The sequence below is a fragment of the Phenylobacterium sp. genome, from assembly GCF_016793225.1.
Taxonomy (GTDB): domain Bacteria; phylum Pseudomonadota; class Alphaproteobacteria; order Caulobacterales; family Caulobacteraceae; genus Phenylobacterium.
On sequence record NZ_JAEUMN010000033.1, the window covers coordinates 1 to 9510 of the forward strand.

At 70.4% G+C, this 9510-nt stretch carries 13 protein-coding genes and 1 pseudogene; 9 read left to right on the forward strand and 5 right to left on the reverse strand.

Annotation, left to right across the window (positions count from 1 at the left end; all coding sequences use genetic code 11):
* Both JNK30_RS03475 and JNK30_RS03480 read left to right on the forward strand, forming a co-directional pair.
* Nucleotides 1-747, forward strand: a 747-nt coding sequence (locus JNK30_RS03475; RefSeq protein ID WP_293480218.1) for an acyl-CoA dehydrogenase, incomplete at its 5' end; no start/stop codon positions are given.
* A gap of 15 nt (nucleotides 748-762) precedes the next feature.
* Nucleotides 763-1902, forward strand: a complete 1140-nt coding sequence (locus tag JNK30_RS03480; RefSeq protein WP_293480220.1) for a serine hydrolase — start codon at nucleotides 763-765, stop codon at nucleotides 1900-1902.
* A 30-nt stretch (nucleotides 1903-1932) separates the two neighbouring features.
* Here the strand turns inward: JNK30_RS03480 and JNK30_RS03485 are convergent, their stop codons facing one another.
* Nucleotides 1933-3414, reverse strand: coding sequence for an amidase (locus JNK30_RS03485; RefSeq protein ID WP_293480222.1), 1482 nt, complete (start codon nucleotides 3412-3414; stop codon nucleotides 1933-1935).
* A gap of 77 nt (nucleotides 3415-3491) precedes the next feature.
* Nucleotides 3492-3674, reverse strand: coding sequence for a DUF3008 family protein (locus tag JNK30_RS03490; protein ID WP_293480224.1), 183 nt, complete (start codon nucleotides 3672-3674; stop codon nucleotides 3492-3494).
* Between the two features lie 96 nt (nucleotides 3675-3770).
* Here JNK30_RS03490 and JNK30_RS03495 point away from each other — a divergent pair, with 96 nt between their 5' ends.
* The 5 genes from JNK30_RS03495 (at nucleotide 3771) to dusA (ending at nucleotide 7020) form a co-directional block, all read left to right on the forward strand.
* Nucleotides 3771-4577 carry a potassium channel family protein gene (locus JNK30_RS03495; protein ID WP_293480226.1) on the forward strand — a complete coding sequence of 269 codons (807 nt, stop codon included), beginning with the start codon at nucleotides 3771-3773 and terminating at the stop codon, nucleotides 4575-4577.
* Nucleotides 4578-4805: 228 nt separating this feature from the next.
* A complete protein-coding gene (locus JNK30_RS03500; protein WP_293480228.1) occupies nucleotides 4806-5315 on the forward strand; it encodes a sigma-70 family RNA polymerase sigma factor in 510 nt (169 codons plus the stop codon).
* Nucleotides 5312-5749 (forward strand): cupin domain-containing protein, encoded by a 438-nt coding sequence (locus tag JNK30_RS03505; RefSeq protein ID WP_293480230.1) that lies wholly within the window; start codon nucleotides 5312-5314, stop codon nucleotides 5747-5749. Before JNK30_RS03500 ends, JNK30_RS03505 begins: the two co-directional genes overlap by 4 nt.
* 40 nt (nucleotides 5750-5789) lie before the next feature.
* Nucleotides 5790-5969 (forward strand): hypothetical protein, encoded by a 180-nt coding sequence (locus tag JNK30_RS03510; protein ID WP_293480232.1) that lies wholly within the window; start codon nucleotides 5790-5792, stop codon nucleotides 5967-5969.
* A gap of 31 nt (nucleotides 5970-6000) precedes the next feature.
* Nucleotides 6001-7020: a tRNA dihydrouridine(20/20a) synthase DusA gene (dusA, locus tag JNK30_RS03515; protein WP_293480234.1), complete on the forward strand. Its 1020-nt coding sequence runs from the start codon at nucleotides 6001-6003 to the stop codon at nucleotides 7018-7020.
* On the opposite strand, the gene JNK30_RS03520 is transcribed toward dusA, so the two are convergent.
* From JNK30_RS03520 to JNK30_RS03530, 3 genes are all read right to left on the reverse strand, one after another.
* Nucleotides 6964-7512 carry a TIGR02281 family clan AA aspartic protease gene (locus tag JNK30_RS03520; RefSeq protein WP_367118727.1) on the reverse strand — a complete coding sequence of 183 codons (549 nt, stop codon included), beginning with the start codon at nucleotides 7510-7512 and terminating at the stop codon, nucleotides 6964-6966. The two genes, dusA and JNK30_RS03520, sit on opposite strands and share 57 nt — an antisense overlap.
* 78 nt (nucleotides 7513-7590) lie before the next feature.
* The gene (locus JNK30_RS03525) at nucleotides 7591-7797 is read right to left on the reverse strand and encodes a DUF1289 domain-containing protein (protein ID WP_293480236.1); all 207 of its coding nucleotides are present in this window, start codon (nucleotides 7795-7797) and stop codon (nucleotides 7591-7593) included.
* Nucleotides 7794-8222 carry a PaaI family thioesterase gene (locus JNK30_RS03530; protein ID WP_293480238.1) on the reverse strand — a complete coding sequence of 143 codons (429 nt, stop codon included), beginning with the start codon at nucleotides 8220-8222 and terminating at the stop codon, nucleotides 7794-7796. The genes JNK30_RS03525 and JNK30_RS03530 overlap by 4 nt, the downstream gene beginning before the upstream one ends.
* Nucleotides 8223-8395: 173 nt before the next feature.
* Here JNK30_RS03530 and JNK30_RS03535 point away from each other — a divergent pair, with 173 nt between their 5' ends.
* Both JNK30_RS03535 and JNK30_RS03540 read left to right on the forward strand, forming a co-directional pair.
* Nucleotides 8396-8731: a hypothetical protein gene (locus JNK30_RS03535; RefSeq protein WP_293480239.1), complete on the forward strand. Its 336-nt coding sequence runs from the start codon at nucleotides 8396-8398 to the stop codon at nucleotides 8729-8731.
* 156 nt (nucleotides 8732-8887) lie between these two features.
* Nucleotides 8888-9510: pseudogene (locus JNK30_RS03540) on the forward strand (phospholipase); the annotation flags it as partial.

Here is a 9510-nt window from a genome sequence, read left to right on the forward strand (position 1 = left end):
GATTGGCTGCCGAAGCTGGCGTCGGGCGAGGTGACGGCCGGCGTCGCCATCTCCGAGCCCATCGCCGGCGCGCGCGAGGGCGCCGGCGTGACGGCCAAGGACGGCAGGCTGAGCGGCAAGGCGCTGTTCGCCCTGGACGCACCGGACGCCCGCCTGCTGATCGTCGCGGACCGCACGGGCGGGCTGCATCTGGCCGAACCGGTGGACGCCGCGCCCATGCCGTCCATCGACGCCACGCGACGGCTGTCCGAGCTCACCTTCAGCGACACGCCGGCAGAGGCGCTCGCCTCGAACCAGGGCCTGGACCGGCTGCGCGACGCGGCCTGGGCGATGCTGGCGGCCGACACCCTGGGCGCGGCCCAGACGATGCTCGACAAGGCCGTCGACTACGCCAAGGAGCGCAAGCAGTTCGGCCGGACCATCGGCAGCTTCCAGGCGGTCAAGCACCTCTGCGCGGAAATGGCGGCCGAACTGGAGCCGGCGCGCGCGCTCGTCTGGTATGCCGCCTACGCCTTCGACAACGCGCCCGACGAGGCGCCGCTGATGGCGGCCCACGCCAAGGCGCACACCTCCGAGATCGGCCGGTTCATCGCCCGTACCGCGACCGAGGTGCACGGCGGCATCGGCATGACCGACCTGCTGGGGCTACACTACTGGTTCAAGCGCATCGGCCAGAACCGCCAGATCCTGGGCGGGCCGGAACGGGTGCGGGAAACGGCGGCGCGGCTGCAGGGCCTCGCCGCCTGAGGGGAGGGACGAACGATGGCCGACGGCTCCGTGCAGGGCGAAGTCCATGACCGCTACGCCGCGGTCCGCGCGCAGTTCGAGGAGAACCTCCGGACGGGCGAGGACATCGGCGCCTGCTTCTGCGCCACGGTCGAGGGCGAGCCCGTCGTGGACATCTGGGGCGGCTGGGCGGACCCGGCGCGCACCCGCCCGTGGACCCGCGACACCATCGTCAACGTCTACTCGACCACCAAGACGATGACGGCGCTGACCGCGCTTCTCCTGGCCGATCGGGGCGAGCTCGATTTCGACGCGCCCGTGGCGAAGTACTGGCCCGAGTTCGCGGCCAACGGGAAGGCGGGCGTCAAGGTCAGCCACCTCATGAGCCACTCGGCGGGCCTCTCGGGCTGGAAGGAGAGGATCGCCACCGAAACCCTCTACGACTGGGACAAGGCCACCAGCCTGCTGGCGGCCCAGGCGCCCTACTGGGAGCCGGGGACGCAGCCCGGCTATCACGCCCTGACGCAGGGCTACCTCGTGGGCGAGGTGGTGCGGCGGATCACGGGCCGGTCGCTGGGGACGGTCTTCCGCGAGGAGATCGCCGAGCCGCTGGGCGCCGACTTCTGGATCGGCCTTCCCGCCTCCGAGGACGACCGGGTCGCCGAGCTGATTCCTCCGCCCGTGGGCGTCGGTGACCGGCCGGAACAGACCGAGCTGATGAAGAACATGTCGCTCAACCCCGGGATCGACGTCTCGGCGACGAAGACGCGGGCCTGGCGCGGCGCCGAGATCCCGGCCGCGGGCGGCACGGGCAACGCGCGCTCGGTGGCCCTGGTCCACACGATCCTGGCGAACGGCGGCGTCGCCAAGGGCCGCCGGTTCCTGTCGGAGGCGGGGTGCCGCAGGGCGCTGGAGCTCCAGGTCGAGGGCCAGGACCTGATCCTCGACGTCCCCGCCCGGTTCGGGATGGGCTTCGGGCTGTCGGGCGGGATGATCCCGTTCCCCAACCCCAACACGATCTACTGGGGCGGCTACGGCGGCTCGCTCGTGATCATCGACATGGATGCGCGCACCACCTTCGCCTACGCCATGAACAAGATGGCCCCGACGACCCAGGGCGACATGCGGGCGCTGGGCCTCGCCATGGCGATGTGGACGGCCATGGGGACGATCTAGCGGACCCGGTCGCCAACCGGGCTGGGAGGCTCAGGCTCGGACGGCCGGGGCCCTGTCGGCCCAGGGGCGCGCCGCCTCGAGCTGATAGGCCAGCTGCAGCAGGAGGCCCTCGCCGCCGACGCGGGCGGCGAACTGGCTTCCCACGGGAAGGCCGCCAGGCGTCCAGTGCAGCGGCACGCTCATCGCCGGGGCTCCGGCCACGTTGTGGTAGGTGGTGTAGCCCACATACTCGATCAGGCGCTCGATGAGCGTATCGAAGGGAACCGTCGGGCCCACCTCGCCCAGTTTCGGCGGCGCCCACGCCAGCACCGGCGTCAGCACCACGTCGAAGCGATTGCGCGTGAACCAGGCGTCGTAGGCGTCGGCAGCCGCCTGCAGCCGGCCGAGCGCCTTGGGCAGGGCGTCCGGACCGGCGCGGCGCGCCATCTCCACCAGGCCAAGGCTGAAGGGCTCCATCAGGTCGGCGTCCGCCCGCCGCCCCGCGAGCTTGCCGATGGTCTCCGCGAGACCTGCGGCGCCCGACGCCCACAGCAGCAGGAAGTCGTTGATGAAGTCGCGGCCCATGGGCCACGCGGTGGGCACGACCGTGTGCCCGAGCTCCCGCATCAGCGCCGCCGCGCTCTCGTGGGCGGCGCGCACCTCGGCGGATGGCGCCTTGCCGGCGCCGCCCTCGGCGACCAGGCCCACGCGCAGCCTCCGCCGCAGGGGCGCGGTCACCAGCCCCACCGGCGCCAGCTGGGCGCCGGGGCCGCGATCCTCGATGGCCGCGAACATGGCCGCGGAGTCGCGGACGGTCCGCGTCACGACGTGGTTCACCGACAGGTCGGAGATCTTGGTCTCCTGGCGGGTCCCGATCATGCGGCCCCGCGAGGGTTTCAGCCCGAAGAGGCCGCAGCACGAGGCGGGGATGCGGATCGAGCCGCCGCCGTCGCTGGCGTGGGCGATCGGAACGGCCCCAGAGGCTACGGCGGCCGCCGCGCCGCCGGACGATCCGCCGGCGGACCGTGACGGGTCCCAGGGGTTGCGCGTGGCCCCGAAGGCGATCGGCTCCGTGGTGGGCAGGAACCCGGCTTCGGGCGTGGCGGACTTGCCGATGATGTTGACGCCGGTCGCCTCGAAGGCGTCGATCAGCGCGTCCTGCCGTCGGGCCGCGGGAAGCGGGAGGAACGCGCGGCTCCCGAGCCGGGTCGGCAGCCCCGCGTAGTCGTCCAGGTCCTTGACCAGGAACGGAACGCCGCCGAACGCGCCCGTGCGGGCCGGGCCGCCGGCGCGGGAGAGAGCGCGGTCGAAGTCCGAGGCCACGAGGAAGTTGAGCTTCGGCTGCAGCTTCAGCGTCCGGTCCACCGCGGCCTGCGTCGCCTCGGCCGCGGAGAGCCGGCCGGTTCGGATCAAGGCGGCCGTCTCGGTGGCGTCGGGCCAGGCCGACCGGATGGCCGGCGCCTTGGCGAAGGCCTCGGCCGCCAGGGCCGCGAAGCCGAGCGCGCCGAAGCCGCGCCGCGTGATCGGATGCATGGTCCCTCCCTCGCCCGGACTCGGTCGGTCCGGCTCAGGAGGCAGCTTGGCCGGTCAGCGGGCGGCCCCGCAAGGGCTCAGGACTTCACGTGCTCGGGCTTACCCTTGCGCTTCGTCGACGCCATCTTCTCCAGTTCCTTCTCGGACATGGACATCATCGACTTGGAGGCGCCCTTGAGCTTGGTCTTGGGCGTGTCGCCCCGCTTGGCCGACAGGGCGGCCCCGGCGGCCTTCTGCTGGGCTCCGGACTTGGCAGGCATGGTTGTACTCCTGACGCCATCGCGCGAACCTGCGCGCTGAACGAAGAACCCGGCAGGACGCTTGGGGTTCATGGCCAGGCCGGGGAGAGACGGGGCGTGACGGACCCGAAGGCGGAGCAGGCCCCGAAGCGAAGCTGGCTGCCCCGGCTGCGCGTGCGGCTTCGCGAGCTCTACCTCGGCAAGTCGCCGCAGGCCGTGCGTTTCCGGTACGGGGTCCTGGCCATCGACATCGCCCTGATCGCGTTCTTCATCGCCGCCCCGTTCCTGCGCGAGATGGACGCGGTGTTCTTCACCGTCGACTACCTGGCGGCCTTCATCCTGACCATCGACATCGGCGCCCGGGCGTTGACCCACGTCACCCTGCGCGACTGGCTTCGAAGGCCCAGCGTGTGGATCGACCTGTTCGTGCTGGCCACGCTGCTGTTCCCGCTATGGCTCTTCAACCTCGCGTTTCTCCGCGTGCTGCGGCTGTGGTCGCTGGTCCACTCGGACTTCTTCTGGGAGACGGTGGGCCGCCGCTACGACGAGACCCGCTGGGAGGAGGTGGGCAAGACGGTGGCGACCCTCGTCACCTTCGTGTTCGTCGTCACCGGCTTCGTCTACGCCAGCTTCGCCAGGACGCACCCGGGCATCAGCGGCTATGTGGACGCGCTCTATTTCACGATGACCGCGCTCACGACCACGGGCTTCGGCGACATCACCCTGCCGGGCACCTGGGGCAAGCTGCTGACGATCGTGATCATGGTGAGCGGCATCACGCTCTTCGTGCGCCTCGCCCAGACGCTGATCCGCCCCTACAAGGTGCGCTACCCATGTCCGACGTGCGGTCTGGCGCGCCACGACCCCGACGCCGTGCATTGCAAGGCTTGCGGCACAATACTCGCCATCCCGAATGACGAATAGGCAACCGATACCGGTCGCGAAATCCGGTGAACTCGCGAATACAGTGGTTCTTAATCTCGGGGTGGAATGGGATTTATTGTTTAGCTAGTATGCATATCTGTCTCTATGTTTCGCGTATCACCTGCGCTGCCCGATCCGGGCGGAGGGCGCCGGCGGGCTGTCGTGGCGGGTACTCCAGCACGGCGCGCACTGGATGCGGCTGTCGGATGACGCCGGTATGGGAAGGGTATGCTGGACGAAGGCGAACTGGCGCGCCTCCTGGGGGCCATGGCCGGCGGCGATCGCGCCGCGGCCCAGGCGCTGTACCGTATGGTCGGCGGCCGGCTCTACGGCATCGCTAACCGCATCCTGCGTGACAGCGCCCTGGCCGAGGACGCCGCGCATCAGGCCTTCCTGAAGATCTGGAAGAACGCGCATCGCTTCGACGCGGCGAAGGGCAAGGCGTCGACCTGGATCACCATCCTCACGCGGCATGCGGCGATCGACTGCCGGCCGCGTCAGATGAACGAGCTTCCCGACGAGATCGAGGCGCCGCGGCTGGATGAGACGTTCGTCCATCCGCGCCTGAGGCAGGCCCTGGCCGATCTGCCCGAGGTGCATCGGAACGCGGTGGTGCTGATGTATGTATACGGACTGACCCATTCCGAGCTTGCGGCGCACCTGCAGGCGCCGCTCGGGACGGTGAAGAGCTGGGTGCGGCGGGGAACCGCAGCGCTGAAGGAGAGTCTGGCAGGATGACGCGCAGGCGTGGGGCGCACTGGTTCATCGACGAGGCCGCCGACCAGTTCCTGGCCGGCCTCGACCTGGCCATGCCGGCCGGCGATCCGCCCCCGGGCCTCTGGAGCCGCGTCGCCGCCGGCCTCGAGGGCGTGGATGCGCCGGACGTGGAGGCGCGGTTCGATGACGGCCGCTGGCGCGACTACGCGCCGGGCATCCGCTTCAAGCGCCTGTGGACCCGCGACACCTACCTCCTGCGGTGCGAGCCGGGGGCCGTCGTTCCCGACCACGAGCATCGCAGCTTCGAGCACACGGTGGTCATCTCCGGCGACCTGGTCATCGCCGGCGCGGCCTATGGCCCGGGGGACTATCTCGGCACGCCCAAGGGCGGCGAGCATCCGAACTGGACCACCCGGAAGGGCTGCGTCGTCCTGGTCCACTACGACGCGGCCTGAACGATCGGGAGCGGCGGCAGGGCTTGCGCGTTGTCTGCGCATGCCGAACACCCCGGATCCCGCCCCGCCGCTGCCGTCGCCCGAAGACTCCGATGCGGACGAGGTGCTCGACACCGGCCAGGAGGAGGTGTTCTCGCGCACCGAGGTCGAGCTCGGCCGCATCGAGCACGCCACCGACGCCGGCCAGAAGCCGCCGCCTCGGGAGAGCGAGCCGTTTTGATTTTTCGGGCGTCCTCGCCTACCTAGCGCCGGTGACGACGCCCGCCGCCTACCGCCTCTCGGTCGCCCCCATGATGGACTGGACCGACCGGCACTGCCGGGTCCTGCATCGGACGCTGTCCGCGCGGGCGCTGCTGTACACCGAGATGCTCACCACCGGTGCGGTGCTGCACGGCGACCGGGCGCGGCTGTTGGCGTTCTCGCCGCAGGAGCATCCCGTGGCGCTGCAGCTGGGCGGTTCGGAGCCCGCCGACCTGGCGGCGGCGGCGCGCATCGGCGAGGCCGAGGGCTACGACGAGATCAACCTCAACGTCGGATGCCCGTCCGACCGCGTGCAGTCGGGCCGCTTCGGCGCGTGCCTGATGCGCGAGCCCGACCTCGTGGCCGAGTGCATGGCCGCCATGGGCGCGGCCGTGAAGGTCCCGGTGACGGTGAAGTGCCGCATCGGGGTCGACGACCAGGATCCCGAGGAGAGCCTGTTCGGGCTGGTGGACCTCTGCGCGAAGGCCGGGGTGACGCGGTTCACCGTGCACGCGCGCAAGGCCTGGCTGAAGGGCCTGTCGCCGAAGGAGAACCGGGACATACCGCCCCTGGACTATCCCCTGGTCTGGCGGCTCAAGCGTGAGCGGCCGGATCTCACCATCGTCATCAACGGGGGGATCGCTTCGCTCGAGGCGGCGCAGGCGCATCTCGCCCACGTGGACGGGGTGATGCTGGGTCGGGCCGCCTACCACACGCCCGCGATCCTGGGCGACGTGGACCCGTGCGTGTTCGGGGCGGGCGAGGCCGTGGATCCGTTCGCGGCCGTCGCGGCCTATCGGGACTACGTCGCTTCGGAACTCGCGCGCGGGACGCACCTGGCCGCCATGACGCGGCACATGCTGGGGCTGTTCCACGGTCGGCCCGGGGCGCGGACGTGGCGGCGGATCCTCACGGTCGAGGGCGTGAAGCCGGGCGCGGGGCTCGAGGTGATCGACCAGGCGCTGGCGGTTGTCTCAGGGCTCGAAGCGCAGCGTGTCGCGCGTGGCCTCGAAGCGGGTGAGGCGGCCTAGGTAGCTCATCCCGAGCAGCGACACGTCGAGGCCGTCCGAGACGACCAGCGCCTGCACGTTCTCGAGCCGGGCGCCGTTCACCGAGACGGAGGCGAGGGTGACGGCCGCGGCCCGCGACGAGCCGCCGGCGGTGGTGACGTTGTAGCCGGGCTTCAGGTCGGCCGGACGGATGCCCAGGCGCTGGGCGTCCTGCGGCGTGAGCGCGACCGCCGTGGCGCCGGTGTCGACGAGGAAGCGCACCGGCTTGCCGTTCACCTCGGCGTCGGCCCAGAAGTGGCCGTCCGGACCCTTGGCGACGGCCCCCGAACCGGCCTGGGGCGAGGCGGCGACGAAACCCTCGGCGTTCAGCCGCGCCATGCGCAGCGGACCGGGGCTCATCGCCGCGACGGCCGCGCCGCTGGCGACCGCGGACATCGTCGCCACGAGGGCGAACTTGCCGAGAGAAGACACCTGCATCACCTGGTAAGCGGCCGTTCCGGCCTGTCTTGTCACCGGGAGGCTAGGTCGGGTTCGGTTGGAATCCCGTGAATCGACAGGGTTTCCGGCCGTTTACCGTCCGGCGGGCCGCGCTCAGAAAAGGCCCAGCTTCTCGGGCCGGATCAGGCTGCGGCGGTCAGGGAGCTCGGCCAGGATGGCGTCGCGCTCGGCGTCGGTGAAGCGGGTCCAGGCCGCCACCTCGTTCAGCCGCCGGTAGCAGCCCAGGCACAGGCCGCTTTCGCCATCCACGACGCAGACCTTGATGCAGGGGGTGCGGATCGGGGCAGGGGGGCCGTTCATCCCGGGATCGCATAGGTCACATTGGCCTGGGCCGCCAGCCGCTCCGGGCTCTCGCTCCACAGCCGGACGTCGCAGACGGCGAGCCGCCGTCCCAGCCGCAGCAGCTCGGCCTCGGCATGGATGTCCCCCGGCTGGGCGCCGCGGAGGAAGCTCATCGTCAGGTGCGAGGTCACCGCCATGAGCTGCGGGCCGATGTGCGCCAGGGTGATGGCGTAGGCGGCGTGGTCCGCCAGCCCCATCAGCGTCGGGCCCGAGATCACGCCCCCCGGCCGCAGGAGGCCGGAACGATAGGGCGAAACCATATGGAGCCTGCCCGGCGAAAGGTCCGTGACCTGCGGCATGGCGGCGTGGTCGGCGTCGGGGAAGGCCCGGCGCAGGAGCGCCGTCACCGCCGGAATGTCGAGTTTCGGTTCCAGCTTCAGCATAGAAAGCATCTGACACGATGTGACCGCATCATTACAAGGTGTTTATGGTCGCATGTAACAACCGCGTATCATGACTTAATATTAATGTGGGAATACTAATCATTGCAGCTTGTTCATTTGAGATGAAGGCGGGCGGCGGGCAGCATTCGTTCAGATTTCCAGGGAGAACGCTTATGAAGTTCGTCGCCATCGCACTTGCCGCCGCCACGCTCGCATCCGGAACCGCCAGCGCGGCCGGCCGCGTCACCGACGTCGAGTTCCTGAAGGCCAACCGTTGCAAGGGCCTCGCGGCCTCGATCAGCGGCGTTGTGGACCCGGCCAGCCTCGACAGCTTCATCAAGGCCGAGCGCGGCGCCCGCGCGTCCTACATCGCCGAGCGGGCGACCGAAGAGTTCAACAAGGCCCGGAAGGAAGGGCGCAGCGCGGACCGCCGCGAACGCCTGACCGCCGAACTGACCGGCCCGTGCCAGGCCTACATGGGCGGACCGTCGTCGGTCGCCAAGCAATAGAACCCAAGCCCAACTGAATTGGCGCTTCCCGCCAGCGCGCTGCGGTCCCACCGCAGCGCGCCTTTTTTCTTTCCAGCGAACCTCGCTTTGTCAGGAACCAAGCTCCACCATACGCTTTGAGACGGGGCGGCGCGCCTGGCCGCGACGAGGACCACGATGACGCTGTTGATCCCCGGCGAAACCTGCTGGCGGACGGAGCCCGCGGATCGGGCGGCGTTCCTGATCGACAACGAGGCCTATTTCACCGCGCTCTACGAGGCGTTTCGCAGGGCGCGGCGCTCGATCCTGATCCTGGGCTGGGGCTTCGATCCTCGCGCGCGCCTGTTCCCCGACGGCTACGACGGGCCGAACGATCCCGACGAGGTGGGACGCGTCCTGCTGGCCCTGTCCGACGAGCGGCCCGAACTCGACATCCGGCTGCTGATCTGGAAGTCGGCCCTGCCGATCAGCGCCACGCAGGAGTTCTTCCCGCACCGCGCCCGGCGCTGGTTCGAACACACGCGGATCAAGTTCCACCTGGACGACGCGGTGCCCATGGGCGCGTGCCACCATCAGAAGGTGGTGGTGATCGACGACCGGCTGGCGTTCGTCGGCGGCGGCGACATCGGCGTCGACCGCTGGGACAGCCCCGGGCACCTGGAGCATGACCGCCGGCGCATCATGCCCGACCAGGAATGCCATGACCCGCGGCACGAGGTCATGATGATGGTCGACGGCGACGCGGCGCGCGCGCTGGGCGACCACTTCCGGATGCGCTGGCGGATAGGGACCAAGGGCGA